This window comes from Streptomyces sp. NPDC028910, assembly GCF_055564955.1.
Window position 1 is genome coordinate 25,861 of record NZ_JBVHVF010000020.1, and the last position, 25,418, is coordinate 51,278.

At 69.7% G+C, this 25,418-nt stretch carries 23 protein-coding genes; 6 read left to right on the plus strand and 17 right to left on the minus strand.

All coding sequences use genetic code 11. From position 1 onward, the window contains the following. Positions 1-36: 36 nt before the first annotated feature. The gene (gene gcl / locus ACZ4TV_RS23445) at positions 37-1,824 is read right to left on the minus strand and encodes a glyoxylate carboligase (RefSeq protein WP_468136703.1); all 1,788 of its coding nucleotides are present in this window, start codon (positions 1,822-1,824) and stop codon (positions 37-39) included. Positions 1,825-2,091: 267 nt separating this feature from the next. Between gcl and ACZ4TV_RS23450 the strand changes: the two genes are divergently transcribed. Further along, positions 2,092-3,045, plus strand: coding sequence for a hypothetical protein (locus tag ACZ4TV_RS23450; RefSeq protein ID WP_468136704.1), 954 nt, complete (start codon positions 2,092-2,094; stop codon positions 3,043-3,045). 139 nt (positions 3,046-3,184) lie between these two features. Beyond that, positions 3,185-3,673, plus strand: a complete 489-nt coding sequence (locus ACZ4TV_RS23455; protein ID WP_360900855.1) for a glutathione peroxidase — start codon at positions 3,185-3,187, stop codon at positions 3,671-3,673. A 48-nt stretch (positions 3,674-3,721) separates the two neighbouring features. Here the strand turns inward: ACZ4TV_RS23455 and ACZ4TV_RS23460 are convergent, their stop codons facing one another. After that, positions 3,722-5,458: an AMP-binding protein gene (locus tag ACZ4TV_RS23460; RefSeq protein ID WP_468136705.1), complete on the minus strand. Its 1,737-nt coding sequence runs from the start codon at positions 5,456-5,458 to the stop codon at positions 3,722-3,724. Positions 5,459-5,571: 113 nt separating this feature from the next. After that, on the minus strand, positions 5,572-6,702 hold the full coding sequence (locus ACZ4TV_RS23465; RefSeq protein WP_468136707.1) for a winged helix DNA-binding domain-containing protein: 1,131 nt from the start codon (positions 6,700-6,702) through the stop codon (positions 5,572-5,574). Positions 6,703-7,008: 306 nt separating this feature from the next. On the opposite strand from ACZ4TV_RS23465, the gene ACZ4TV_RS23470 reads away from it, so the two are divergent. Next, positions 7,009-8,178, plus strand: coding sequence for a magnesium and cobalt transport protein CorA (locus tag ACZ4TV_RS23470; RefSeq protein WP_468136709.1), 1,170 nt, complete (start codon positions 7,009-7,011; stop codon positions 8,176-8,178). 378 nt (positions 8,179-8,556) lie between these two features. Here ACZ4TV_RS23470 and ACZ4TV_RS23475 read toward each other — a convergent pair whose 3' ends face one another. The 13 genes from ACZ4TV_RS23475 to ACZ4TV_RS23535 all read right to left on the minus strand — a co-directional run bounded on the left by ACZ4TV_RS23475 (position 8,557) and on the right by ACZ4TV_RS23535 (position 21,631). Continuing rightward, the gene (locus tag ACZ4TV_RS23475) at positions 8,557-9,210 is read right to left on the minus strand and encodes a hypothetical protein (RefSeq protein WP_468136710.1); all 654 of its coding nucleotides are present in this window, start codon (positions 9,208-9,210) and stop codon (positions 8,557-8,559) included. 13 nt (positions 9,211-9,223) lie between these two features. Continuing rightward, positions 9,224-9,688, minus strand: a complete 465-nt coding sequence (locus ACZ4TV_RS23480; RefSeq protein WP_468136712.1) for a hypothetical protein — start codon at positions 9,686-9,688, stop codon at positions 9,224-9,226. After that, positions 9,685-10,872, minus strand: a complete 1,188-nt coding sequence (locus ACZ4TV_RS23485; protein WP_468136713.1) for an MCE family protein — start codon at positions 10,870-10,872, stop codon at positions 9,685-9,687. The genes ACZ4TV_RS23480 and ACZ4TV_RS23485 overlap by 4 nt, the downstream gene beginning before the upstream one ends. Next, the gene (locus ACZ4TV_RS23490) at positions 10,869-12,206 is read right to left on the minus strand and encodes an MCE family protein (RefSeq protein ID WP_468136816.1); all 1,338 of its coding nucleotides are present in this window, start codon (positions 12,204-12,206) and stop codon (positions 10,869-10,871) included. Before ACZ4TV_RS23490 ends, ACZ4TV_RS23485 begins: the two co-directional genes overlap by 4 nt. Before the next feature lie 5 nt (positions 12,207-12,211). Further along, positions 12,212-13,423: an MCE family protein gene (locus tag ACZ4TV_RS23495; protein WP_468136714.1), complete on the minus strand. Its 1,212-nt coding sequence runs from the start codon at positions 13,421-13,423 to the stop codon at positions 12,212-12,214. A 20-nt stretch (positions 13,424-13,443) separates the two neighbouring features. Continuing rightward, on the minus strand, positions 13,444-14,427 hold the full coding sequence (locus ACZ4TV_RS23500; protein ID WP_468136715.1) for an MCE family protein: 984 nt from the start codon (positions 14,425-14,427) through the stop codon (positions 13,444-13,446). Beyond that, positions 14,424-15,479, minus strand: a complete 1,056-nt coding sequence (locus ACZ4TV_RS23505; RefSeq protein ID WP_468136716.1) for an MCE family protein — start codon at positions 15,477-15,479, stop codon at positions 14,424-14,426. Before ACZ4TV_RS23505 ends, ACZ4TV_RS23500 begins: the two co-directional genes overlap by 4 nt. Beyond that, complete coding sequence (locus ACZ4TV_RS23510) at positions 15,476-16,735, minus strand: MCE family protein (RefSeq protein ID WP_468136717.1); 1,260 nt, start codon at positions 16,733-16,735, stop codon at positions 15,476-15,478. The genes ACZ4TV_RS23505 and ACZ4TV_RS23510 overlap by 4 nt, the downstream gene beginning before the upstream one ends. A gap of 4 nt (positions 16,736-16,739) precedes the next feature. After that, positions 16,740-17,582, minus strand: a complete 843-nt coding sequence (locus tag ACZ4TV_RS23515) for an MlaE family ABC transporter permease (RefSeq protein ID WP_468136818.1) — start codon at positions 17,580-17,582, stop codon at positions 16,740-16,742. Positions 17,583-17,593: 11 nt separating this feature from the next. Beyond that, positions 17,594-18,364 (minus strand): MlaE family ABC transporter permease, encoded by a 771-nt coding sequence (locus tag ACZ4TV_RS23520; protein WP_451565892.1) that lies wholly within the window; start codon positions 18,362-18,364, stop codon positions 17,594-17,596. Next, on the minus strand, positions 18,361-19,401 hold the full coding sequence (locus ACZ4TV_RS23525; RefSeq protein ID WP_468136718.1) for an ABC transporter ATP-binding protein: 1,041 nt from the start codon (positions 19,399-19,401) through the stop codon (positions 18,361-18,363). Before ACZ4TV_RS23525 ends, ACZ4TV_RS23520 begins: the two co-directional genes overlap by 4 nt. 85 nt (positions 19,402-19,486) lie before the next feature. Then, complete coding sequence (locus ACZ4TV_RS23530; RefSeq protein WP_468136719.1) at positions 19,487-20,500, minus strand: RNA polymerase sigma factor; 1,014 nt, start codon at positions 20,498-20,500, stop codon at positions 19,487-19,489. Positions 20,501-20,560: 60 nt separating this feature from the next. After that, positions 20,561-21,631 (minus strand): lytic transglycosylase domain-containing protein, encoded by a 1,071-nt coding sequence (locus ACZ4TV_RS23535; protein ID WP_468136720.1) that lies wholly within the window; start codon positions 21,629-21,631, stop codon positions 20,561-20,563. A gap of 642 nt (positions 21,632-22,273) precedes the next feature. Between ACZ4TV_RS23535 and ACZ4TV_RS23540 the strand changes: the two genes are divergently transcribed. After that, positions 22,274-22,444: a hypothetical protein gene (locus ACZ4TV_RS23540; RefSeq protein WP_468136721.1), complete on the plus strand. Its 171-nt coding sequence runs from the start codon at positions 22,274-22,276 to the stop codon at positions 22,442-22,444. 583 nt (positions 22,445-23,027) lie between these two features. Continuing rightward, positions 23,028-23,369: a HopJ type III effector protein gene (locus ACZ4TV_RS23545; RefSeq protein ID WP_468136723.1), complete on the plus strand. Its 342-nt coding sequence runs from the start codon at positions 23,028-23,030 to the stop codon at positions 23,367-23,369. Between the two features lie 229 nt (positions 23,370-23,598). Here the strand turns inward: ACZ4TV_RS23545 and ACZ4TV_RS23550 are convergent, their stop codons facing one another. Then, positions 23,599-24,321, minus strand: coding sequence for an SDR family oxidoreductase (locus ACZ4TV_RS23550; RefSeq protein ID WP_468136724.1), 723 nt, complete (start codon positions 24,319-24,321; stop codon positions 23,599-23,601). A 96-nt stretch (positions 24,322-24,417) separates the two neighbouring features. Between ACZ4TV_RS23550 and ACZ4TV_RS23555 the strand changes: the two genes are divergently transcribed. Next, the gene (locus ACZ4TV_RS23555; RefSeq protein ID WP_468136725.1) at positions 24,418-25,416 is read left to right on the plus strand and encodes an AraC family transcriptional regulator; all 999 of its coding nucleotides are present in this window, start codon (positions 24,418-24,420) and stop codon (positions 25,414-25,416) included. Positions 25,417-25,418: the final 2 nt, after the last annotated feature.

A 25,418-nucleotide genomic window follows, 5' to 3' on the forward strand; every position in this document is an offset into this window, starting at 1 on the left:
GGGACGGGGGTCGTCGTGTACTTCCGGACCCGTAGGTCAGACCTTGAGGGCCTTGATCGCGGTCGGGGCGTGGCCCGGCTCGGTCGCGAGCTCCTCGAACTCGGTGACGTCGCTCATGTCGACCGTCTTGCTCATCGAGATGTTCGTGATGCGCTCCAGGATGGCCTCGACGACGACCGGGACCTGGAACTCCTGCGCCAGCTTCTTGGCCTCCTCGAAGGCCTCGCCCAGCTTGTCCGGGTCGGTCACGCGGATCGCCTTGACGCCCAGGCCCTCGGCGACCTTGACGTGGTCGACGCCGTAGACGCCGATCTCCGGGGTGTTGATGTTCTCGAACTCGAGGTTGACCTCGAAGTTGATGCCCAGGCCGCCCTGCGCCTGACGGATCAGGCCCAGGTAGGCGTTGTTCACCAGGACGTGGACGTAGGGGACCTTGTGCTGCGCGGCGACCGCGAGCTCCTCGATCATGAACTGGAAGTCGTAGTCGCCGGACAGGGCGACGATCGGGGTCTCCGGGTCGGCGGTGGCGGCACCGATCGCGGCCGGGATGGTCCAGCCGAGCGGGCCGGCCTGGCCGCAGTTGATCCAGTTGCGGGGCTTGTAGACGTGCAGCATCTGCGCGCCGGCGATCTGGGAGAGGCCGATGGTGGTGACGTAACGCGTCTCCGGGCCGAAGGCCTTGTTCATCTCCTCGTAGACGCGCTGCGGCTTCATGGGGATGTTGTCGAAGTGCGTACGGCGCTGCAGGGTGGCCTTGCGCTCCTGGGCGGACTCGGCCCAGGCGGAGAAGTCCGGCAGCTTGCCCTCGGCCTTGAGGTCCTTCGCGACCTCGATGAAGAGCTCCAGCGCGGCCTTGGCGTCGGAGGCGATGCCGAAGTCCGGGGCGAAGATCTTGCCGATCTGGGTGGGCTCGATGTCGACGTGGACGAACTTACGGCCCTTGGTGTAGGCGTCCAGGTTGTAACCGGTGTGACGGTTGGCCCAGCGGTTGCCGATGCCGAGGACGAAGTCCGACTCGAGGAAGGTCGCGTTGCCGTAGCGGTGCGAGGTCTGGACACCGACCATGCCGGCGCTCAGCTCGTGGTCGTCCGGGATGGTGCCCCAGCCCATGAGGGTGGAGATGACCGGAATGTTGGTCAGCTCGGCGAACTCGACCAGCAGGTCGGAGGCGTCGGCGTTGATGATGCCGCCACCGGCGACGATCAGCGGACGCTCGGAGTCCAGCAGGAACCGCAGGGCCTTCTCGGCCTGGGCGCGGCTGGCGCGCGGCTTGTAGACCGGCAGCGGCTGGTAGGTCTCCGGGTCGAACTCGATCTCGGTGAGCTGGACGTCGATCGGGAGGTCGATCAGGACCGGGCCGGGACGGCCGGAGCGCATCAGGTGGAAGGCCTCCTGGAACACGCCCGGGACCTGCGCGGCCTCCAGGACCGTGGTGGCCTTCTTGGTGACCGGCTTGGCGATCGAGGCGATGTCGACGGCCTGGAAGTCCTCCTTGTGGAGCTTCGAGACCGGAGCCTGACCGGTGATGCACAGGATCGGGATCGAGTCCGCGATCGCGGAGTACAGGCCGGTGATCATGTCCGTGCCGGCCGGGCCCGAGGTACCGATGCAGACACCGATGTTGCCCGCCTTGGCCCGCGTGTAGCCCTCGGCCATGTGCGAGGCGCCCTCGACGTGGCGGGCCAGCGTGTGGCCGATACCGCCCACGTTCTTGAGCTCGCGGTAGAACGGGTTGATCGCAGCACCGGGCACGCCGAATGCTTGTTCGACACCCTCGAGCTTGAGGATCTCAACTGCAGCGGCGGCGGCTGTCATACGAGGCATCAGGTTCTCCTGCGAGTCTGGCGGTCAGGCTTTTCCGTCATCCGGAAGTTTTGTTCTGCTATACGGAACAAGCTAAGCGGCGGCTCCTTCGGCGTCAAGGCGGTAGGGGACCCCGGAAGCCACCAAAAGCCGCATCTCGCTCGGCGAGTTGCACAAATGACCGATCCGCCGACGGGAAAACCCCCGAAATGGCGTGCGCCCTCGCCCCCGTGGTCGCCGGTGGTGGAGCATGTACCTACGCACAGCGATGGAGGGGGTCCAGGTCTCATGGCGGAAGCGGTACCGGTGCGCTGCCCGGCGTGCCTGCGCGAGAACGGCTACACCGCCCCGGTCTTCCCGTGCGCCTGCGGAAGCCCGGTCCATCCCCCGCTGGACCTCGCGGCGCCACCGGTGCCGCTGACGCATCGCACCTGGTCGGACACCTGGGTGGCGGTGCGGTGCACGTCCTGCGGGCGGGAGAGCGAGTGGCCGCAGCCCGAGCTGGGGTGCGGATCGTGCGGGACGGTGGTGCGGCTTCCGGTCCACCCGCCGGAGCGGGTGGAGCCCGCGGGCGGTGCCGGCGTACGGGACGAGGCGCCCGGGCAGGCCTCCGGCGACGTACGGGCCGACGGCGCCGCGGCGGGTCGGGGCATGGGCACGGGCACGGGCGCGGGCGCCGGGGCGGACGCGGGCGGGGCCGCGGAGCAGGAGGCGGGCTCGGGTCAGGGCGCGGGGAGCCCCGCTGGCCGGGCGGGCCCGGCCCGGTCCGCCGGCCGGGCGGATCCGCGCGGCGACGGGCCCGCCACCGGGCACCCGGCGCGCACGCCGCTCCCGCCGGCCGCACCGGTGCCGCCGCGACCCGCGTTCCGGCCGGTGACCATCCGTACGGCCCGAGACGCGGTGGTCACGGCCGCGCTGTACCTGCGCTGGCTCGGCTTCCAGGACGTACGGCAGCCCGACGGGCGCCCGATCCCCTCGGCGGCCGTGGACCTGCGGGCTCCGGGGCTGGTCGCCCAGGTGGACCCGACCACCGCACCGGCCGGCCTGCGGGCGGTGGAGTGCGTCTGGCTGAACGGACTGACAGCTTCCGCGACCAGCGTCTACTTCTCGCTCGCCGGGTACACGGAGGACGCCCGCACCCGCGCGGACGATCTCGGGATACCGCTGTTCGTCATGGACCTCACGGGCATGCCCCAGCCGGTCAACGACCCGGCGGACGAGCTGGTCGCATCGGGGGCCTAGCTCGGGCTCGGGCTCGGGCCCGGCACCGCCTAAGCTCGGGGACGACTTTCGTCACCCGTCAGCCTGGGCCTGCCCTTCCTGCCTCCATACCCTTCCTGCCCTTCCTGCCTTCCTACTCTTTCCCGCCGAGGAGCGTCCGATGAGCCTGTACGACATCCCGCTGACCACCCTGTCCGACGAGCCCACCAGCCTCGCGGCCCACAAGGGCAAGGCGATCCTCCTGGTGAACACCGCCTCGCAGTGCGGGCTCACCCCGCAGTACTCGGGACTGGCCCGCCTGCAGTTCAAGTACGAGGAGAAGGGCTTCACGGTCATCGGCGTGCCCTGCAACCAGTTCGGCGAGCAGGAGCCCGGCAACGCCGACGACATCCAGACGTTCTGCGCGGCCGGTTTCGGCGTCACCTTCCCGATCCTGGAGAAGTCCGAGGTCAACGGCGAGAACCGGCACCCGCTCTACCAGGAGCTGGTGAAGACCCCCGACGCGGAGGGCGAGGCGGGGGATATCCAGTGGAACTTCGAGAAGTTCCTGATATCCCCCGCCGGCGAGGTCGTGGCGCGCTTCCGCCCGCGCACCGAGCCCGAGTCCCCCGAGGTCATCGCCGCCATCGAGGCGCACCTGCCCGCGTAACGCCTCCGCTCGGGCCGGCTGACCTCGCGGCCGGCCCCGGGCAGCAGCTCAGCTCGACCCGGCTCGACCGAGGTCGGCCTCGTGGTACTCCCCCGCCGAGCCGGCGGCGGTGAGTTCCCGCAGCTCCACCCGGCGGATCTTGCCGGACACGGTCTTCGGGAGCTCGCCGAACTCGATGCGGCGGATCCTCTTGTACGGGGACAGCACCGCGCGGGAGTGCTCGAACAGCACCCGGGCCGTCTCCGGCCCGGGCTCCCAGCCGCCGGCGAGCGTGACGTACGCCTTCGGGACCGCCAGCCGCAGCTCGTCCGGGGCCGGGACGACGGCGGCCTCGGCGACCGCCTCGTGCTCCAGCAGGGCGCTCTCCAGCTCGAACGGGCTGATCTTGTAGTCAGAGGCCTTGAAGACGTCGTCGGAGCGCCCGATGTAGGTGAGGTACCCGTCGGCGTCGCGCGCGGCGATGTCGCCGGTGCGGTACAGCCCGTCCGCCATGGCCTCGGCGGTGCGCTCCGGGTCGTCGCGGTAACCGGTCGTCACCCCGGCGGGCCGGGTGCGCAGGTCCACGCACAGTTCACCCTCGTCGGGGGACTCCTTACCGGTGACCGGGTCCAGCAGGACGATCTCGTAGCCGGGCGCCGGGCGGCCCATGGAGCCGGGCTTGACGGGCACCCCGGGGAAGTTGCCGATCTGGAGCGTGGTCTCGGTCTGGCCGAACCCGTCGCGGATGGTGACGCCCCAGGCCGCGCGGACCTTCTCGATGACCTCCGGGTTGAGCGGCTCACCGGCGGCGACGGCCTCGCGCGGGGGCCGGGCCAGCTTGGAGAGGTCGGACTGGATCAGCATCCGCCACACGGTGGGCGGGGCGCAGAAGGTGGTCACGCCGTGCCGGTCCATCTCGGACATCAGCCGCTCGGCGTCGAAGCGGGTGTAGTTGTGGACGAACACGGTCGCGCCGGCGTTCCAGGGCGCGAAGAGGTTGGACCAGGCGTGCTTGGCCCACCCGGGCGAGGCGATGTTGAGGTGCACGTCGCCGGGGCGCAGCCCGAGCCAGTACATGGTCGAGAGGTGCCCGATGGGGTACGAGGCATGCGTGTGCTCGACGAGCTTGGGGCGGGCGGTGGTGCCGGAGGTGAAGTACAGCATCAGCGGGTCGGTGGCGAGGGTCTCCCCGTCGGGGGTGAAGTCGCTGTCGGCGGCTTGGGTGTCCGCCAGCCGCAGCCAGCCGGCGGGGACCTGCGGCCCGGCGGCGATCCGGGTGTAGCCGCCCGGCACCTCGTCGAACTTGGCCGTGTCCTCCGCGCGCGCGATGACGTGGCGTACGTGGCCGCGCTGGACCCGGTCGCTCAGGTCGGCCGGGCCGAGCAGGGGCGTGGCGGGGATGACGACGGCGCGCAGTTTCATCGCGCCGAGCATGACCTCCCACAGCTCGCGCTGGTTGCCGAGCATGACGAGGATCCGGTCGCCGGGTGCGACGCCCTGCTCGCGCAGCCAGTTGGCGGCCGCGTCCGACCGTACGGCCAGCTCCGCGAAAGAGACGCCCTGAGTGGTGCCGTCCTCCTCGGCGATGCGCAGGGCGTCGGCGTCGTTCCCCTGGGCGATGTGGTCGAACCAGTCGAGGGCCCAGTTGAAGTGGCGGGGGCGGGGCCAGGTGAATCCGGTGCGGGCGGCCTCGTAGTCACCGCGGCGTTCCAGCAGGAAGTCCCGTGCTGCCAGGAACCGGGCGGTGGCGCTGCCGCTGTCCCGTGTGTTCTGTGTGTTCTGCGTGCCTGTGCCTTCGGTCGTCATGGCAGGCATCGTGCCGCGTTCGGTGTACGGACCACCAGGGCGGCGTCAGCCGCGAGTTGACCGTTCCGGGACTGTTCCGCTCACTCCGCCGGCCGGCCGGGCCGGTCGGCGCATCAGCGGTTGGACACCCCGAAGCGGACGGAGCATCGTGCGGCGGCCTCGGTGGGCTCGGTGGGCTCGGTGGGCTCGGCCATGTCGGCGATCATCCGCTCCCCCTCTGCGACGATCTCCTCCTTCGTCGCCCTCGAGACCCGGCCGAACAGCTCGACGGTGAGGACCGCCCCCTCCAGCCTCCACAGGCCGGCGAGGAACCCGTCGACGAGCAGGGTGCGGTGGGCCTGGTTACCGGTCCAGGTCCGTCCCTTGACCTCGGGGGGAACCACGCGGCTGCGGTCGGCGTGCGAGAGCAGGAGGTTGTCGAATTCCGGGAGGAAGCGCGGCGGCGCCGGGGTGTCCGCGTCGGGGCGGGGCGCGTCGGGGAGGTCGAAGAGTTCCACGCCGTTCTCGTCACGGAAGACCAGGAGGCCCGGCCGTAGCCGTTCGAAGGCCTCGCGCAGCCGGGTCAGCCCGGCCCAGACCTGCATGTCCTTGACGGAGGCGGGCCCGAAGGCGGCGAGGTAGCGCAGCACCACCTCGTCCACGGGCTGCGGCGTCCCGGCGGGCTGCCCGAGCCAGTCCTCCACGGTCGTCAGCCGGACCTGCCCGCTGCGCCCCCACACGCCGCGCGGCGTGACCTGGACCAGCGGCAGCCGGCAGCGCGCGGCGACGGAGAGGGACTGCGGGTCGGCGTCGGGCCACTCCTTCAGCAGTTCCGCGCGGATCTCGCCCATGGTGCGCGGCCCGCTCTCGACGAAGGCGCGGGCCCGTTCCGCCAGCCGGTCCAGATCCACTCCGACGAGCCCTTTCCGGAAGTAGTTGACCTCCCGGTCGCGGGCCGGCTGGACGAGCGGGCGCAGGGTCAGGGCGTCGTGCGCGGTGTGGGTGTGGATCGTGGAGCGCATGCTGACCATCCGGACGACCGCCCGGGACTCCATGAGCCCGGCCAGTTCGGCGGGCCGGAAACCGGCGAGGCGGGCGTGGAGCTGGAAGTAGGGAGGTTTCACGTTCTGCGCCTGGAGCCCGAGCAGGTGCGTGACGGCGTCCTGAGCGGTCATCTCGGCGCGGCTCAGCAGCAACTGGCGGGCGAGCGTGGCACGGTTCAGAGCGCGGGTGGCGAGTACGGGATGCGTCGTCCTGGAGGCCATGACAGCAAGCTAACCCCCCTTGCGGACACCTTCTGTCCGCAACCCACACCAAAGACGAAGGGCGAGGGCGAGGGCGAGGCGACGGCTACGGCTACGGCTACGGGTAACGGGGACGGCTACGGGTAACGGGGACGGCGCGGAACAGGCCACCCGCAGCCCTCCCCGCCGCGCAGCGGGGCGGGGAGGGACGGGACGGGGCGGGGCGGGGCGGGGAGGCCTCGGCAGCCCGGCAGCCCCTTACTACCCTTTACCCCTATATCCTGCCTCTTGCCGCTAAACGCACGTTCGACCGGGAGCTGACCTGCGATGTCGGAGCGTCCAGACCGCCGCCCCTCGCCGCCGTCCGCCGCGAAGCGCCCGGGATGGCGCCGCCCCGCCACCCCGGCCACCGCACCCCCGGCGGGACCCCCGTCCGCCGCACAGCCCGCGCCACCGGCGCCCACTCCCCCGAACCACCGCAGCCTGATCGACTCGGCCGTCTACCGCGACGGCCGCCGCGTCGCCTCCCCCGCCACCCTGGCCGACACCTTCCGGCAGTTGCGCGAAGAGCCCGACGGGATGGCCTGGATCGGCCTGCACCGCCCCACCGAGCCCGAACTCCATTCCCTCGCCGCCGAGTTCAACCTCCACGAACTCGCCGTCGAGGACGCCCTGGAAGCCCACCAGCGCCCCAAGCTGGAGCGCTACGGCGACACCCTCTTCGTCGTCCTGCGGGCCGCCCGCTACCTCGACGCCCAGGAGGAGGTCGACTTCGGCGAGCTGCACATCTTCGTCGGCCCGGACTTCCTGATCACGGTCCGCCACGGCGGCGCGCCCGACCTCTCCAACGTACGTCGCCGCATGGAGCAGAACCCGGAGCTGCTCTCCCTCGGCCCGGAGGCCGCCCTGTACGCCATCCTCGACGCGGTGGTCGACGGCTACGCCCCGGTCGTCGAGGGCGTCCAGACCGACATCGACGAGATCGAGACGGAGGTCTTCCGAGGCGACCCCGCGGTCTCCCGCCGCATCTACGAACTCTCCCGCGAAATGGTCGAGTTCCAACGCGCCACCCGCCCCCTGGTCGGCATGCTCCACGGCCTGATGGCGGGCTTCGCGAAGTACGGCACGGACGAGGAGCTCCAGCGCTACCTCCGCGACGTGGCCGACCACGTCACGCACACCAGCGAACGCGTGGACGGCTTCCGCCAGGCCCTCACCGAGATCCTGACGGTCAATGCCACCCTGGTCTCCCAACAACAGAACGCCGAGATGCGCGCCTTGGCCGAAGCCGGCTTCGAACAGAACGAGGAGATCAAGAAGATCTCAAGTTGGGCAGCAATTCTGTTTGCACCCACACTGGTTGGAACTATCTACGGCATGAACTTCGAAGCCATGCCAGAGCTACGCTGGGTGTTCGGATATCCCTTCGCTGTGGCCCTTATGGCGGTTGTTTGTCTCAGTTTGTACCTCATTTTTAAGCGTCGGGACTGGCTCTAGATCCGGCGAATGACGACTACGAGCGCGAGTCTGATTTGCATCGGCATCGCTGAGTGACCACCACCGCCCGGACTGATACCCAGGCCACCGATCCGGTGAGGGCGCCGACGATGTTGACGTCATCGTCTCCGGCCGCGGTACGGATGCCGGCGTCGAGAGCGTTGCCGATGCCGCGGGTGCCTGTGGTGGCGTTCGGCGCGCCTGCGCGAGGCCTCGGTGATGCCCGACGTGGTCCGGGCCGACACCGACACCGACACCAACACCAACACCAACACCATCGTGATCGCCGAACGGGTCGCGGACTGGATGAAGGAAGGCCGATAGGGCGGGCCACCCGCACAACGAGTCAACCAGCGAGTAACCGCTCCCGGGCCCCGGTCACAGCGCGTCTACAGCGCTGACCTTCCAGCCTTGTGGAGTGCGGACGAGGGTCATGCGGACGCGGTTGAGGTCGAGACGGGGGGTGGCGATCTGGGTGCTGGTGGTGAGCTGGTTCATGAAGAGCAGGACGACGGCCTTGTTCGGGGATGCTGAGATCACCGATGCCGCCGGGGTGGCGTCGCCGGTCGCGATGGCGGCTTTCACCACTCCGCTGTAGGTCTTGGCAGTGGGCGCCACCACGGTCTCCGTGGTCTTGCTGTACTGGTCGCGGAAGGGGCCTGTGAGGTGGCCGCGGGCCGCGGCGAAGTCGCGGTCCAGGTGGCGGTAGTCGTACGAGAGGATCACCGGGGCGGCCTTGCGGGCCGCCGTCAGGGCCGCTGCGCGGGCCTCGGTCGTGCGCTCGGCCTCTCGGTGCTTCCAGGCGAGCGTGGCCGTTGCGGCCAAGGCCAGCAGGACCACAATGCTGAGTAGTGCGGTGAGTCGACGGGGTCGGCTGCGAGCCGGCTTGGCGGGCGTCGTTTCCGCCGGCTCCGGGGCGGCCGGCTCCAGGTCGGCCTCCTGCCGGCGGCTTGCCTGCTCGGCGCGTTTGGCCGCCGCGCGCGCGGCTGCCGCCACGGAGCGTTGGCGGGCTCGAACGGTCGTGTTCGCCATGGTGGTTCTCCTGTCAGCCGACGAATTCGACGTCGGACGTCAGCCACTGCCCGCCCTCGAAGACGAGGTCGAGCTGAAGGCGGTAGTTGCGGGACGTGCCCTCGGGGGCGGCGGCGTTGGTGACCTTGCTGTCGGCCACCACCAGGACGCGGGCCGTGCGGGCGTCGGCCCGGGCGATACCCGCGTCGAGGATCTGTCCCTCCGAGACGGACTTGTTCTCGGCGACGATCTTCGTCAGCTCCGCGGTCTGGGCCGAGAACTGCTTCTTGAACTCCCCGGTCGCGCCGTTCAGGACGGTCTTGCTGTCCCGCTCGTACTGCCGGTAGTCGAGCGACGTGAAGTTAAGCGCCGACTGGCGGGCGGCGGCCAGGATGGCTTGGTGCCGCCGGTCCTCCTCATCGCGCTCGTACAGCTGGAAGCCCAGCCAGCCGGAGGTAGCCATCAGTACGGCAGCCAGGACAGCGAGTATGAGGGTCATGCCATGGGGCCCACGAGCAGCCATTGCCAGGAGTCCTTTCCGAATACGGTCTGTGCTCCGCCCGTCGAGCCGATCTGTACGCGGCTTCCCGGTGCGTTCTGTGCGCCGCGCACGGACGTGTCGCCGCCGCGCGGGGCCGTGCAGCGTGCGTCGGTGTTGGCCGGGCGGTCGGTGGTGTCGGCGGGTTCGCGGCGCTGGGTTCCGTACCCCGCACGGCAGGGCGGCGGGTCGTCGGCGTTGACGACCATTCCGAAGTGGGTCGTGCCGTCTCCGGGAAGCACTGTGTAGCTGCCCGAGACGACCACGGGGAAGGTGACCAGCATCTGTTCCACACCGGGCAGCCGGGCGAGGGTGATCTGGCCTCCGCTGATCAGGTTGCCCAGCAGAACCGGGAGGTGGGGACGGGTGTCCCTCATGAGGGAATCCACCTCCTGGGCGGCGGAGGTGCCGTGGGCCATCAGGGCGCGGATATCACCGTCGCTCGCCTTCAACTGCTCGGTGAGCGCCGCCAGATCCCGGGAGAAGGACGTGATCGCCGAACCTTGATCGGCCTGCGTCTTCAGGACCTTCCGGGAGTCCTCGATCAGCGCGATGGTCTGGGGAAGGGAATCGGAGGCCGACTCGACCAGGGCGTTGCCCGAGTCCACCAGCCGCGTCAGGTGGGGGCCGGTACCGGAGAACCCCTTGCCCAGTTCGTCGACCGTGATCCGCAGGTCCTGCTTGTCCACCGAGTTGACCAGCCGGTCCAGGCTCAGAATCAGGTCCGTCGTGGGCATCGGCACCCGGGTGTCATGGCGGGGGATGGAGCTGCCGTCCCGCAGATACGGGCCGCTGCCGGAGCGCGGCTGCAGGTCCACGTACTGCTCGCCGACGGCCGAGCGGTTCGCCACCACGGCCAGGCTGTCCGCCGGGATCCTCGGGGAGTCCTCCAGAAGCAGCCCCACCGAGACTCCGCCGGAGCCGGTCAGCCGCAGATCGCCCACGCGGCCCACGGGCACCCCCCGGTACGTGACCTCGGCCCCGGAGTAGATGCCGCCCGATTCGGCGAAGTCGGCCCGTACGGTGTATCCGCGGTCCAGGACGCGGTCGGCCAGTCCGGCGTACTCGGCGCCGACGTAGGACACCCCGATCACGGTGATGAGCGTGAAGGCGAGCAGCTGGGTCTTGACCGTACGGGTGATCACGGCACCAGTCCCTTCATCAGCAGCTCGGCGAGCGCGAGGTCGACACCCGGCGGAAGGCCACCGTTGCCGTCTCCCGCGCTGTAAGCGGTGTACGAGGCCTGGTTGGCCGACGGGCAGAGCGGCAGGCAGCCCAGCTCGACGCCACCCGACCCACCCGACCCACCCGACCCGCCGGGCAGTTCTGGCGTCCCGGGCGGCTTCGGGGCCTGGGGAACCCGTGGAAGGGCGGGGGGTTCGGGGAGGCCCGGGAGCGCGGGGACTCCGGGCAGCCCTGGCGTCGGGACGCCTGGCAGCCCAGGAGGCACGGGCGTGCCGGGCGTGCCCGGCTTCGGAGGCTGACCGGCCAGGTTCCCGTAGACGCTGCGCAGGTCGAGATCGGCGGTGACCTCGAGGTTGACGTAGTCGCCCTTGATCGCGTCCACCACATTGCGCGGGAAGGGATAGGTCGTCAGCAGCTCCAGCGCGTTGGGCAGGTCGGCGCCCGCCGTGTTCAACTGCTGCAGGATCGGCTGGAGCGCGCGCAGATTCGCGATCACATCGTCGCGCGACGCGTTGATCACCTTCGTGCCCGTCTCACCCAGCTTCGACAGCGAAGTGAGCATGGTGGTCAGCTTGGCCCGCTCGTCGGCCAGCACCTTCAGCGCGGGCGGCATGGTGGTGAGGGCATGGTCGATCGTCTTCTTCTCCTTGGCGAGGGTGGCGGCCAATGTGTCGATGCCCTCCAGCGCACGGATGATCTCCTTCTTCTGGGCGTCGAGGCCCCCGAGGAAGGTGTCCAGCTCGGAGAGCAGCGACTTCACCCGGTCCTCGCGACCCTCCAAGGCCTTGTTCAGCTCCTTGGTGATGGTGTGGAGCTGTGCCACTCCACCGCCGTTGAGCAGGGCCGACAGCGCGGACAGCACCTCTTCGATCTCGGGGTTGCGGCCGCTGCGGGAGAGCGGGATCCGCGCGCCGTCGGTGAGCCTGCCCACCGGCCCGGTGTCCGCCGGAGCCGACAGCGACACGTACTTCTCACCGAGCATGCTGGTCTGGCGCAGCTCGGCGACCGCGTTGCCGGGGAGCTTGACCGAGTCGGAGATCCGCAGCCGCACCCGGGCGTGCCACCCATCCAGTTCCACCTTCTCGACGGCTCCGACGGTCACGTTGTTGACCTTTACCGTGGACTGCGGGACGAGATCGAGGACGTCCTGGAACTCGACCGTGACCCGGTAGCTGCGCCCGTCCGCGGCCGCGCCGCCGGGCAGGGGGACGTCGTACAGGCCCTTGAACTCGCAGCCGGTCAGCAGCAGCGAACCTGCGGCCGTCCACAAGGCTGCCTTGAGCGGAGCTCTCATGTACGTCACGTACGGGCCTCCAGGATTCCGCCGAGCGTCTTGTCCATCGAGCCCGTTCCCGCCACGGGAAGTGCCGCTCCGGTGAGCGGGTCGGCCGCGGGCAGCTTGGGCAGGGAGTCGAACAGGGTCTTCAGATCCCGGCAGTCGGTCTTCTCCCCGGTCGTGTTCAGCAGGGAGCACAGCAGCTCGGCCGGGTCGTGGAGCTGTTCGGGGTTGCTGCGGGTGTCGAGCGTGCCGGACGAGGGGTTGTAGGCGTTCTGCAGGTTGGACAGCCCGGCGGGGGCGACTTCGAGCAGCTCCTCGAGGGCGGCGCGCTGCGTGACCAGCACGTTGGTCACCTTGGCCAGGCCTTGCACATTGGCGGTCAGGTCCTTCTTGTTCTGCTTCACGAACTCGGACACATCGGCGAGCGCGGCCGCGAGATGCTTGATCGCCGCGGCGAGGTCCTTGCGTTCCCCGGCCAGTTGCTCGGCCACCTTGGCCAGGCTGTCGTTGAACGACCGGACGTCGGCGTCGTCGGCCGCCAACGCGGCGGTGAACACCTGCAGATTCCGTACGGTCCCGAACAGGTCCTGCCGGCCGTCGGACAGGGTGGTGACGGCCTGCGATAGGTCCTCGACCGTCTGGTGCAGCTGCGCGCCCTGGCCCTGGAGGTTGTCCGCGCCGACGGCGAGCAGCCGGGAGAGCGAGCCGTCCTTGTTGGCGCCCTGGGGGCCGAGCGCGTCCGCCGTCATACGGAGGCTGTCGAAGACCCGGTCCAGCTCGACCGGTACGGCCGTGCGCTCCTCGGGGATGACCGCGCCGCTCTTCAGCGCCGGGCCGCCGCGGTGGACGGGCAGCAGCTGGAGGTAACGGTCGCTGACCACCGAGGAGTTGATGATGGCCGCCTTGGCGTCCTCGGGGACCTTGTACTGGGCGTCGTACTCCAGCTCCACGCGCACTCGCTCACCCTGCGGCGTGATCTTCTTGACCTCGCCGATCGGGATGCCGAGCACGCGAACGTCGGAGCCGGGGTAGATGCCAACGGTACGCGGGAAGTACGCGGTCACCCGGACCTTCGGTGACTCGGAGAGCTGTACGACGGCCAGGGCGGCGGCCATCACCAGCACGGTGGCGAACGCGAGGCGGCGGACGAGGCTGCGGACGCGACGGCGGGTCGGCGCGAGCTTCGCCGGCGGCTTCGGGAGCTTCAGCGCAATACGCCTCGGAATCCGCATCGGAATCCGCATCGGAATCCTCATCGTGACCCTTCCGTCCGTGGAACCACCGGTGTGGGCGCGACCAGGTTCTGGATGTAGCTGTCGAACCACCGGCCGTTGCCGAGGGTGTTGGTGAAGACCCTCGCGAAGGGCGCCATGAGCTGGATGCTGCGGTCGAGGCTCGCCTGATTGCGTTCCAGCATCTGCACCACGGTGTTCAGGCGGCTGAGCGCCGGCCCGATCTCCGCTTTGTTGTCCTTCACCAAGCCGGAGAGCTGGACGCTGAGGGCGACGGAGCTCTGGAGCAGCGCGTGGATGGCCTGGCGCCGCGCGTGGATCTCCTTGAACAGCTTGTCGCCGTCCTTGACCAGCTTGCCGAACTCGTCCTTCCGCTCGGCGAGCACTCCGGTGACCCCGTTGGCGTGATCGAGGAGTTCGCGTAGCGCCTCATCACGGGAGGCCACGGTCCGGGAGATCTTCGAGAGCCCCTGGATGGAGGCTTTGACCTCCTCGGGGGCGTCCTCGAAGGTGGTGGAGATGATGTCCATGGAGGCGGCCAGCCGCTGCTTGTCGATCTGCTCGGTGGTCGTGGTGAGATCGCTGAAGGCCTCCACCACGTCGTACGCCGGGACCGTGCGGCTCAGTGGGATCTCGCTGCCCGGCTTCAGCCGGCCGGAACCCTTCGGCTCCAGCGCGAGGTACTTGGCGCCCAGGATCGTCTTGATGCGGATCGACGCACCGGTACGGGCCCCGAGCTCCGGGTCTCCCTTGATCCGGAAGGTCACCTTGACGTGGTCGCCGGCCAGCTCGACCTCGTCGACCTTGCCGGCCTTGACGCCGGCGATCCGCACCTCGTCGCCGGAGCGCAGCCCGCCGGCCTCGGAGAAGGCCGCGCTGTACGTCTCGCCGCCGCCGATCAGCGGAAGGCTCTCGACGTTGAATGCGGCGGCGATCAGCAGCGCGATCGTGGTGAGGCCGGCGGCGCCGACCCCCAGGGGATTGCGTTCACGGAAGGGGATCAACGGTCGCACCTCGCCCGGGCGACATGGAGTTCGGGGGTGATGACCTCGTTGGTCTTCGGCAGCACGATCCGGCCGTCGAAGTCGCAGAGATAGAAGTTGAACCAGGAGCCGTACGAGGCGGTTCCGGTCAGCTCGTTGAGCTTGTTGGGCAACCGCTGCAGGACACCCTCCACGGTCTTCTCGTGGCCGTTCAGCGTTCCCGTGAGCTTGGCCAGCTCGGCGATATCGGTTTTCAGCGGCGGCCGGACGTCGCCCAGAAGGCCGGAGGTGGCCTCCGCGAGGCCGTTGATGCCCGCCAGCGATTCACCGATGGGCTTGCGGTCGTCCGACAGCCCCGAGATCAGCCGTTGCAGCTGCGCGATCAGGTCGGAGAAGCGGGTGCTGCGCTTGTCCACGGTGCTCAGCACGGTATTGAGGTTGTCGATGACCGAACCGATCAGCTTGTCGCGTTCGGCGAGTGTCGTGGTGAGCGAGGCGGTGTGCGCGAGCAGGCTGCGGACGGTACCGCCCTCGCCCTGCAGGGTCTTGATGATCTCGGTGGCGAGTTGGTTGACGTCCTTCGGGCTCAGCGCGGCGAACAGCGGCTTGAACCCGTTCAGCAGGGCGTTGAGATCGAGTGCGGGCTCGGTACGGGAGAGCGGGATCCGCCCCCCGGGCCGCAGCCGCTTCCCCTCCCCCACGCCTTCCGTCAGCGCGATGTACCGCTGCCCGACCAGGCTCCGGTAGCGGATGACGGCACGGGTGCTGGTGAGCAGCGGCCGGTCGCGGGAGACGGTGAAGGTCACCATGGCCAGCGTCCGGTCCGTGATGGCGATGCTTTCGACTTCGCCGACCCGCACCCCCGCGACCCGGATGTCGTCGCCCTTCTCCAGGCTGGTGACATCGCTGAACACGGCGGTGTAAGTCTCCTTCGGGGTGAAGGAGAGATTGACGATGGTGGCCGCGAGCACGGCGGTCGCCGCCACGGTCACCACCGCGAAGATGCCGAGTTTGATCAGCTGGGGGGCTGTCGCCATCGCGTTCGTACGACGGAAACGACTCGTCGTGCTCATATGACACTCACCGCCGTTCCCCGTGCCATCGGTCCGAAGAGCAGGGTCGTGACCGCCGGCACCTCGTCGGCGGGCACGCCCATGACCGGGGACACGAGTGAGGCGACGGCGTGCTGTTCGGCCGGGGTTCCGGACACGTTGTGGCCCGTACTGCTCGCCGACGTACCGTCGTTGAGCTTGGTCGGCGGTGCCGGTACGTGAGGGTGGGGCAAACCTCTGCAGTTGGGTCCTGAGCGGTCGGCATAGCGCGGTTCCTCGCCGGGGCGGTAAGGGGGACGGGGGTTGACGAATTCGAGGGTGATGCGCATCCTTCCGCCCTTGAACGCCTCTTCGGACGCCGCTTCCTGGCGCACCAGCCCGGCCAGCAGGCACGGGTACTGCGGCGAGTAGCGGGCGAACAGCGCGAGGGTGGGACGGGAGACGCGGCCCAGGGTGATGAGCCGGTCGGAGTTCTCGCCGAGGACCGCTTCCGTGGTGTTCGCGGCGGTGGCGGTCGACGTGAGGACCGACGCGAGCTGATCCTGCTTCTCGACCAGCGTCCGGCTGGTGGTGAGGGTGTTGTCCAGGATCCGCAGCAGGTCGGGGGCGGCGTCGCGGTACACCTCGGCCACATCGGCGAACCGGGCGATGTCCTCCTTGAGGGAGGGCATGTGCGGGTTGAGCCGGCGCAGGTAGTCGTCGAGGCGGGTGAGGTTGTCGCCGATCCGGTCGCCGCGCCCTTCGAGGGCGCCCGCGAAGGCGGACAGGGTGGCGTTCAGCTCGCCGGGCTTCACCGTGCGCAGCAGCGGTAGCAGGTCGTTCATCAGCCGCTGGAGCTCGATGCCGACCGTGGTGCGGTCCTGGGTGATGACGTCACCGGCGCGGATGTGCCGTACCGACGACTTCTGGGGGGCGACCAGGTCGACGTACTTCTCGCCGAACAGGGTCTTGGGCAGCAGCCGGGCATGGACGTCGGCCGGGATGAGGGGGACGTGCTCCGGCTTCAGCGCGAGGGTGAGGGTCGCCTTCTCGCCGTCGGCCTCGACCTCGCGTACCTCGCCGACCAGCAGGCCGCGCAGCTTGACGTCCGCGCGCGGCTCCAGCTGGTTGCCGAGGGTGTCCGCCTCCAGGGTGATCCGGACGACGGAGGTGAACACCTGGTGGTAGACCGCGAGCGTCAGGGACAGCAGCAGCGCGATCACTGCGATGAAGACGACGCCGTACAGCCGTAGTTGGGTGGGCCGCGTGAGCGCCGGGGCCGGTATTCGTATGCGCATCCGCCTACCCCGCTATCCGTACGGTCGTGTTGGCGCCCCAGATGGCGAGGCTGAGGAAGAAGTCGAGGACGTTGATGGCCACGATGGAGGTCCGTACGCCGCGGCCGACCGCGACACCGACACCGGCCGGGCCGCCGCTCGCGTAGTAGCCGTAGTAGCAGTGCACCAGGATGATCACGACGGCGAAGACGATCACCTTGCCGAAGGACCACAGCACGTCGACCGGTGGCAGGTACTGCTGGAAGTAGTGGTCGTACGTGCCGGTGGACTGCCCGTAGTAGCCGGTGGTGATGGTGCGGGCGGCGAAATAGGAGGACAGCAGCCCGATCACGTACAGCGGGATCACCGCCACGAAGCCGGCGATCATCCGGGTGGTGACCAGGAACGGCAGCGACGGGATGCCCATCACCTCGAGCGCGTCGGTCTCCTCGCTGATCCGCATCGCGCCGAGCTGGGCGGTGAAGCCCGCGCCGACCGTCGCCGACAGCGCGAGCCCGGCCACCAGCGGGGCGATCTCGCGGGTGTTGAAGTACGCGGACAGGAACGCCACGAAGTTGGACGTGCCCAGCTGGTTGAGCGCCGCGTAGCCCTGGAGTCCGACCTCGGTGCCGGTGAAGAAGGAGAGGAAGGCGATGACGCCGACCGTGCCGCCGACGACCGCCAGTGCGCCGCGGCCGAAGGTCACCTCGGCGAGCAAGCGCAGGACTTCCTTCTTGTAGCGGCGCACGGTGCGGCCGGTCCAGGCGAGGGAGCGGCCGTAGAAGACCAGTTGCGCGCCCAGCTCCTCCAGGGAGCGCCCGGACCGTTTGAGCACGTTCAGCCGATTCAGCGGATTCAGCGGATTCAGCGGAGTCACCGTCATCCCCTCTGCGGAACGATTTGGAAGTAGACGGCGGTCAGCACGAAGTTCGTCACGAACAGCAACATGAAGGTGATGACCACGGACTGGTTCACGGCGTCACCGACGCCCTTGGGCCCGCCCTTGGCGTTCAGGCCCTTGTACGAGGCGACGATCGCGGCGATGGCTCCGAAGACCAGCGCCTTCAGTTCGGCCGCCCAGAGGTCGGACAGCTGGGCGAGGGTGGTGAAGGAGGCCAGGTAGGCACCGGGAGTGCCGTTCTGCATGACCACGTTGAAGAAATAGCCACCGGCCACCCCGACAACGGAGACCAGGCCGTTGAGCAGGACGGCCACGAGCATGGTGGCCAGCACCCGGGGCACGACCAGCCGGTGGATCGGGTCGATGCCGAGCACCTGCATGGCGTCGATCTCGTCCCGGATCTTGCGTGCCCCGAGGTCCGCGCAGATCGCGGTGCCGCCGGCGCCGGCGATGAGCAGCGCCGTGACGATGGGGGACGCCTCCCGGAGTACCGCCAGGACGGAGGCGGCGCCGGAGAACGACTGGGCGCCGAGCTGCCGGGTCAGGCTGCCGATCTGGAGCGCGATGACTGCTCCGAAAGGGATGGAGACCAGGGCCGTGGGCAGGATGGTGACGCTCGCGATGAACCACGCCTGCTGGATGAACTCCCGTACCTGAAAGGGGCGTCGGGGCAGGGTCCGCAGGACGTCCAGGGCCATGGCGAAGAGGCTGCCGGAATGCCGGAGCGCTCCGCTGGGTGAGAAGCTCATCGGTCTGCCCCCTCGGCCGGGCTCGGCTCCGCCGCCTTCCGGCCCGGGTCAGCCCCCGGGCGCGGCTCTGCCGCCATGCCCGGGGCCGGGGCCGGGGCCGGGTCAGCCTCCCCGGAGGGGTCCCGGCGGTGCAGCTCCGCCTCGCGGTCGGCGATCGCCTGCCAGCGGGGCGGCCGGGTGACCCCGGCGCTGGGCAGCAGGCGCGGGGTCATTTCGGGAATGGCGTCGTCCCCGCCGGCGAGGCCTGCCAGCTCCTGCTCGACCTGGGCGGCGTCCTTCTCCTCCGCCATGCCGATCGGCCCCTGCATACGGCCGTTGAGGAACTGCCGTACGACCGGCTCGTCGCTGGTCAGCAGCTCCTCGCGGGGGCCGAACATCACCAGTTCGCGCCGGAACAGCAGCCCGATGTTGTCCGGGACCTGGCGGGCCGAGGCGATGTCGTGGGTGACGATCAGGAAGGTCGCGTCGATCTGCGCGTTCAGGTCCACGATCAACTGATTGAGATAGGCCACCCGCACCGGGTCGAGCCCCGAGTCCGGCTCGTCGAAGAGGATGATCTCCGGGTCGAGCACCAGCGCCCGCGCCAGGCCCGCCCGCTTGCGCATCCCGCCGGATATCTCGCCGGGCAGCTTCTCCTCGGCACCGATCAGACCGACCATGTCCATCTTCTCCAGGACGATCCGTCTGATCTCGCTCTCCGGCTTACGCGTGTGCTCGCGCAGCGGGAAGGCGATGTTGTCGTACAGGTTCATCGACCCGAACAGGGCGCCGTCCTGGAACAGCACGCCGAAGAGCTTGCGCACCTCGTACAGGTCGTGCTCGCGGAGCTTGGTGATGTCCGTACCGGCGATCCGGATCGATCCGCAGTCCGGCTTGAGCAGGCCCACGAGTGTCTTGAGGAACACCGACTTGCCCGTACCCGAGGGGCCGAGCATGACGGACACCTCCCCGGCGGGCAGCGTCAGCGACACGTCCTGCCAGATGACCTGGCGGCCGAAGGATTTGGTCAACCCTTCCACGCAGATCTCGACACCCATCCGGTTCACCCTTCAGCGGGGAGCAGCTCCGTCATCTGCTCTACGGGGAAGGGCGGCGGGTCCGTCGCGGCAAGACCAAGATTTTTTACGGCAAGCGGGTGGAGAGGGCACTGGGGAGGTCCGGCACGGTCGTGCTGTCGGGGAGCGGTGACGCGGACGGCAGCGGCGGCACGGACACCGCGGGCGCGGGGAGGACCGGGGCGGTCAGAGCCGGGGTGGGCAGGTCCGGTGCGGCGGGCAGGGTCGCCGCCACCTCCGGCACCACCGGCGGGAGGGCGCCGGGGAGGGCCGTGGGCGACACCGTTCCGGTCGGGCGTACGGAGCCGGGGGCGTCCGGTCGTACGGACGAGGCAGCCGGTATACGGTCACCAGCCGCGCCCGGCTCCTCCGCCACCACCGCCATCTGCGGCAGAGGCGGCACCGGCGCACTCGGTTCGTACGCGAAGGGCAGGGCCAGTCCCACCATGGCCAGCGTCGCGGCCGCCGAGGTCGCGGCCAGGGCGGGGGCATGCGCACCCGCCTGACCCGCCTGGTCCCGGCCGCGCCCGATCAGCCACAGGCCGAGCGCCAGCGTCCCGGCCAGCGAGTTGCGCAGCGTACGCCGGGCCCTGGACAGCAGGGACTCGACCGCCTCGTAGCTGAGCCCCATCTCGCGGGCGATCTGCCCGACGTCCCGCTCCTGCGACTTCAGGTGGAGTGCCTCCGCCTGTCGGGCGGGCAGCTCCCTGCTCCGGAAGGCCAGCCACCTGGCCTCCGCCCGGTCGCACACCGCCTCATCGACGGGGACCGGGCCGGGAGCGGTGAGCTTGGGCGTACCGCTCAGCTGGGCCTCTCGGTGGACCTGCCGGTACCGGTCGACGCACAGGCGCATGGTCACGGTCGTCAGCCATGCGCCCAGCCGGGCCTCGTCGAGGTGTGTGTGCTGCGCGCCGCGCAGCATCGCCTCCTGCACCGCGTCCTCGGCGTCCTCGGCGCTCATGGACCTGCGGCGCGCCACCTTGAGCAGCTGCTCGCGATGGCTCCACATGCGCTGCCACCGCAGGTGGGCCGAGTCGTCAGCCGGTTCGGCCGGGTGCGGAGGATGCCTGTCAGTCGCCATGACCCGGGAGGTTACCGCCGGGTACACGGGCTTGTGGAGGGGGTGATGCGCGAGTGAGTCCTAACCGTTGCCGGGGACCTTGCCGGGATCCGGAAGGACACCGTCACCGGGCACGTCAATGCCGGTGCCGGGAGCGGTACTCGGGGCCGTGACCAGGGGCGGCCTGGGCTTCACACTGTCGTCCGGCGGGTCGGCGGTCGGTGACGGGGCGGGCGTCGGCGCGGGCTTCGGCCCGGGCGGGGGCGGCGCCGGGGAGGCGGACGGGGTCTCGGTACCCGGCTGCGGGCCGGCCGGTTCGGTCCGCCCGGTGCCGGGCGGGTCGACCTCCGTACCGGAACCCGCGCCGCCCTGGTCCGGAACCACCCGGTGGCCGTCCCTGAAGTAGGCGTACCAGGACAGGACGACGCTCAGGTACTCCCGGGAATGGTTGTAGGAGAGGATCGCGCGGTCGAGGTCCCGCGGCCGGGAGAGGTCGCGTCCGGCCGCGCACAGGTAGCGTCCCGCAGCGAGCGCCGCGTCGTGGACGTTGTGGGGGTCGGCCCTGCCGTCACCGTTGCCGTCGGCGCCCCAGCCGGCCCAGGTGGACGGGATGAACTGCATCGGGCCGACCGCGTGGTCGTAGGACGGGTCGCCGTCGTACGCGCCGCCGTCGGTGTCCCGGATCAGGGCGAACCCCTGGCCGTTCAGCTGCGGGCCGATGATGGGCGCGTACGTCGTACCGTCCGCGTCCACCCTCCCGCCCCGCGCCTGGCCGGACTCCACCTGGCCGATCGCCGCGAGCAGCTGCCAGCGCAGACCGCAGCGCGGGGTGCTCCGCACGAGCGTCGACTCCGCGTTCCGGTACGCGGCGAGGACCGTGGCGGGCAGCGCCGCACGGCCGGCCACGAAGACGGCACCGGCCGAGGACGGCTGCTGTGCGGACGGGCCGTGCGACGCGAGTGGGGGCAGCTCGCGAAAGTAGTAGGCATCGCCCGAAGTGCCCTGATTCAGTGGCATGGCGGCCTCCACGGGGGAGGACACCGACGCCGCGAGGCCCGGCGCCTGTGAACCGGTCAGCGCCGCCATGGCCGCCGCCGCGACCGCCGTGCCCCGCACGCCCTTGCACATCCGCACCGGCAACTGACCCGCCATACGTCAGACCCCTCCCTCATCGCACTTCCCCGGCTTCTTCACCTGCTCTACGGGGCCGGGGGGCGAGTCCGTCGCGCGAGTCACGGAGATTTCTCCAGAGGCCGTCACGTCGCTGGTGACCGTCGGCCCGAGGGGCGCCACCTCGTCACACTCAAGGCCACCGACGCCCAGTGGTGTCCGCCAGCTAGTTGTTCGACCTGGAGGGCGTACTGACAGGACGCACCGTCCTGGCGCGGAAGGGCGGAGGAGCCGAGGAACCCGTCGCCCGGCGCGTCTCGCACGACGGCACCGCACACCGACTCACGGGACACGCGAGGCGCTCGCCGCGAGACGTCACGTCCGTTGCACGGCCCGCCAATGTCCTGCTGGAACCAGACGGTTTCCGGCCACCGGACCGGATGTCGAATCAGTTCTGTTCAGCTGGCGAGTGGTCGGAACGGGATGACGTTGCCGGGGACCGGGACGGGCTCTGTCGACGCGCCGCTCCCTTGGGTGAGCACGCACGGCTCTTCCCGGTCCTCTTCCGGGCGTCCGGACGTCGACCTCGACGACTGAGTACTTGGCGAACTGGGCTCCTCGGCCAACGGCCATCAGGGCGACAGGCGCCCGGAGAGCCTGCGTCCGAACCTCGACACCCTCAAGGTGCTCGACCGGATACCTCCCTCCGACGGCTGGCGGCAGCGGTACGCACACGTGGAGCCGCTGGTCGCCCCCTCGCTGTGCGCCATCAAGCGTGACCAGGAGACGAACCGGACCTCGCTCGGCGTCTTCCGTCCGGCTATGATCACGGGCTTCCGGCTCGCCCCCCGCTGAGCCTTGGCCCGCCTCCAAAACCGCCATGGCCGATCAGATGGACCTTCTGGGCCAGGACCTCCGCCGTCCTACCGGAAGTTCCTGCGCAAGTACGGCGAGGCCGACGTCCGCGAGAAACTGCGTGAGCGCTGGTACCAGCGCATGGTCACCCCGAACCGCGCCGTACACCTCTGCGGCGGCAACATCGCCGCCCACCCCAGGACCTTCATGCTGCTCGGCCTCTTCCACCCCGAACGATCGGTGGTCCCGGGGGTATCCAGGAGGGGTTGTTTTCCCTGTGAACGAGCCGTTGCACCCAACCACGAGCACCGCCAAGCAAACAGCGGCCGCCGGCTCCTGCCCTGCTGCCACTACGTCGCGTAGCCTGTCATGACACGCGGATCACTGTCCCGGCCAGCGGAGATACCTCGGAAGCAGCCTCGGCTGTGGAGAATCTGGGGAGAATGAAGCCCGCCCTCGTGGCCTGCGGAGATGCTGCTCGTTCGGATGTGTCGCGCCCATTCCTACCGGCTGGCCATAAGGGGGTAATGTCGTCCGGTCACGGACGGCAATCGGATCGTCTGTCCACCCCAAGGGAACCAACATGACTGACCTGAACTCGCTGCGGGCAAGCCTTGCATCAGGTGAGCACGAGTTCGCCGACACCTTGGCCTTCATCGCCGCGCATTACGAGTATCAGCCGCAGGCGTTCCGCAACGGGGAACTGGAAAATGCCGCAGGTGAGAACGAGGGTTCCTGCAAGACGCTGGGACTGGCCCTGCTGGAAGGGCTGAGCGATCAAGAAGCGCTGTTGGCGTTCGGTGAGCACTATCGCAGTGTGCTGGCGACGCCGAACGACACTGATCACGGCAACATTCGCAACCTCATGGCTCATGGCCTGGAAGGGGTGAGCTTCGCCGGGCAACCGTTGGCCCGCAGGAGCTGAACAGCGAAATCCGCCCGAGCACCGAAGGTCACGAGCACCACCCCGTGGCAACTGGCCGACGGCTTCGGCCCCTGGGAAGCCGCCACCTCGTACGAGCCCAACTGAAAGGCGCGCCCGAATCCGGAGTTGGCAGCCCCTGTCCGTGTGGCTCCTACTTCTCCGGCAGAACATGCCGGGGGTGGCGCCCGAGGCTGTCGGACCGGGCTTGTCGGTCCGACAGCAGCCGATGTCAGGCCAGTGCGGCTCCGCCGTCGAGGGTGAGCACCGTGCCGGTCGCGTAGCCGTTGCTCAGGAGGTAGACGTAGGCCGTCGCAGCCTCCTCGGGGCTGCCGACGCGCTGCACGGGAAGGCCGCTGCCTTGCGCTTGGAGGAAGGCCTCCGGCTCGGGCACGGTGCTGTCCCAAAGCTCGGTGCGGATCGCGCCGAGGCGGACCGCGTTGACCCGCACGGGGGCGAGTTCCAGGGCTAGGGCTCGCGTCAGACCCTCGACGGCTGCTGTGATGCTTGCGCCGAGCGAGGCTCCGGGGGCGGGCCGGGTGGCGAAGGCGCCGGAGGTGAAGGTGATCGAGCCGCCGGGACGGAGCTTCGGCGTCGCGTACTTCGCGGCGAGCAGGGCACCCCAGAAGCGGCGCTCGAAGAACGCTCGGGACTCCTCGGCGGTGAGGTCGGCGAGCGGCTTCAGCAGCAGGGACTCGCCCGCCGTGTAGACGAGGTGGTCGAACTCGCCGATCCGGTCGAAGAAGGCGGAGAGCGCGGCCTCGTCGGCGACATCCAGCACGATGCCTTCGGCCGGGCAGCCGAGTTTCTTCACCGCCAGGTCGACCCGGCCCTGGCTGCTGGATGCGACGACCACGTCCGAGCCCTGAGTCGCTGCGGCCTGCGCAACGGCGAATCCGATGCCGGAGGTACCACCTATGACGACGACACGCTGGGTGTCTGCTGTGTTGTTCATGGCGAGGACGCTACGTGTCACGACCGAGACAGTGAATGACCTGAAATCTCGATTCTTTGTCTGATCGTCTCGATCACAGCACGCTATGGTGAGCGTATGGACATACTCAGCGACACGCTCGCGGCCCTGCGCACCGGGCGTCCGTCTGTTGTCCGTACCGACGCGCAGGCGCCGTGGGGTGTGCGCTTCCAGCCCATCGCGGGAGCCGGATTTCATGTCGTCGTCGAAGGACACTGCTTTCTCCTGCCGGTCGGCGGCGATCCGATCGCCCTGGGCCCCGGCGACGTCGTGTTCCTGCGGCGCGGCACCGATCACGCGATCTGTGACGCGGTCACCAGCGAGCTGGTCGCCTTCGAACCCGACCGCGTCGACACCTCCTCGCCGATCGGGTGTTTCACCGTCGAGGGCGACGGCGCTCGCAGCGTGCTGGTATGCGGGGCCTACCACCTCGACATCGACCGGCCGCATCCGCTGCTCGGTGACCTCCCGGAGGTCATCCACCTCCCGGCCAGCCCCGGTCGCCATCCGGCGCTGCGCTCGGCGGTCGACCAGCTCTGCGCCGAGATCCACCAGCCTCAGCCGGGTTCGGACTCAGTGGTCACGGCGCTCGTCGATCTGCTGCTTCTCTATATTCTGCGGTCCTGGTACGCCGAGTTGCCCAGGGAGCAGACGCAGGGCTGGGCCTCGGCACTGAACGACCCGTTGATCGCCCCGGCGCTGAAAGCGATCCACGACGACCCGGCGCATCCGTGGACCGTCGAATCGCTGGGGAGCCGGGCCGAGCTGTCGCGCGCCGCGTTCGCCCGGCGGTTCACCGCGGTGGTCGGCGAGCCGCCGCTCAGCTACCTGACGACGTGGCGGATGGCCATCGCGGCGCGGATGCTGCGCGAGACGGTCGACTCGCTGAGCGCCGTGGCCGAGAACGCCGGCTACACCTCGGAATTCGCGTTCGCGAAGGCCTTCAAGCGGCACTTCGGCGCCCCGCCTGGGGCATATCGGCGGGAGCGGCGGACGGCGTCGGCGGTGGCGGTGGCGGTGGCGGGGGCGGATTCGGTGCGGAGCTTGGGGGACAAACCCTCGATCGGACGCGAGTGATC

Bases quoted from the DNA above. Each gene is read 5' to 3' on its own strand.
- gcl (WP_468136703.1), bottom strand. From the start codon at position 1,824: ATGCCTCGTATGACAGCCGCCGCCGCTGCAGTTGAGATCCTCAAGCTC.
- ACZ4TV_RS23450 (WP_468136704.1), top strand. From the start codon at position 2,092: ATGGCGGAAGCGGTACCGGTGCGCTGCCCGGCGTGCCTGCGCGAGAAC.
- ACZ4TV_RS23455 (WP_360900855.1), top strand. From the start codon at position 3,185: ATGAGCCTGTACGACATCCCGCTGACCACCCTGTCCGACGAGCCCACC.
- ACZ4TV_RS23460 (WP_468136705.1), bottom strand. From the start codon at position 5,458: ATGACGACCGAAGGCACAGGCACGCAGAACACACAGAACACACGGGAC.
- ACZ4TV_RS23465 (WP_468136707.1), bottom strand. From the start codon at position 6,702: ATGGCCTCCAGGACGACGCATCCCGTACTCGCCACCCGCGCTCTGAAC.
- ACZ4TV_RS23470 (WP_468136709.1), top strand. From the start codon at position 7,009: ATGTCGGAGCGTCCAGACCGCCGCCCCTCGCCGCCGTCCGCCGCGAAG.
- ACZ4TV_RS23475 (WP_468136710.1), bottom strand. From the start codon at position 9,210: ATGGCGAACACGACCGTTCGAGCCCGCCAACGCTCCGTGGCGGCAGCC.
- ACZ4TV_RS23480 (WP_468136712.1), bottom strand. From the start codon at position 9,688: ATGACCCTCATACTCGCTGTCCTGGCTGCCGTACTGATGGCTACCTCC.
- ACZ4TV_RS23490 (WP_468136816.1), bottom strand. From the start codon at position 12,206: ATGAGAGCTCCGCTCAAGGCAGCCTTGTGGACGGCCGCAGGTTCGCTG.
- ACZ4TV_RS23495 (WP_468136714.1), bottom strand. From the start codon at position 13,423: ATGCGGATTCCGAGGCGTATTGCGCTGAAGCTCCCGAAGCCGCCGGCG.
- ACZ4TV_RS23505 (WP_468136716.1), bottom strand. From the start codon at position 15,479: ATGAGCACGACGAGTCGTTTCCGTCGTACGAACGCGATGGCGACAGCC.
- ACZ4TV_RS23510 (WP_468136717.1), bottom strand. From the start codon at position 16,735: ATGCGCATACGAATACCGGCCCCGGCGCTCACGCGGCCCACCCAACTA.
- ACZ4TV_RS23520 (WP_451565892.1), bottom strand. From the start codon at position 18,364: ATGAGCTTCTCACCCAGCGGAGCGCTCCGGCATTCCGGCAGCCTCTTC.
- ACZ4TV_RS23525 (WP_468136718.1), bottom strand. From the start codon at position 19,401: ATGGGTGTCGAGATCTGCGTGGAAGGGTTGACCAAATCCTTCGGCCGC.
- ACZ4TV_RS23530 (WP_468136719.1), bottom strand. From the start codon at position 20,500: ATGGCGACTGACAGGCATCCTCCGCACCCGGCCGAACCGGCTGACGAC.
- ACZ4TV_RS23535 (WP_468136720.1), bottom strand. From the start codon at position 21,631: ATGGCGGGTCAGTTGCCGGTGCGGATGTGCAAGGGCGTGCGGGGCACG.
- ACZ4TV_RS23545 (WP_468136723.1), top strand. From the start codon at position 23,028: ATGACTGACCTGAACTCGCTGCGGGCAAGCCTTGCATCAGGTGAGCAC.
- ACZ4TV_RS23550 (WP_468136724.1), bottom strand. From the start codon at position 24,321: ATGAACAACACAGCAGACACCCAGCGTGTCGTCGTCATAGGTGGTACC.
- ACZ4TV_RS23555 (WP_468136725.1), top strand. From the start codon at position 24,418: ATGGACATACTCAGCGACACGCTCGCGGCCCTGCGCACCGGGCGTCCG.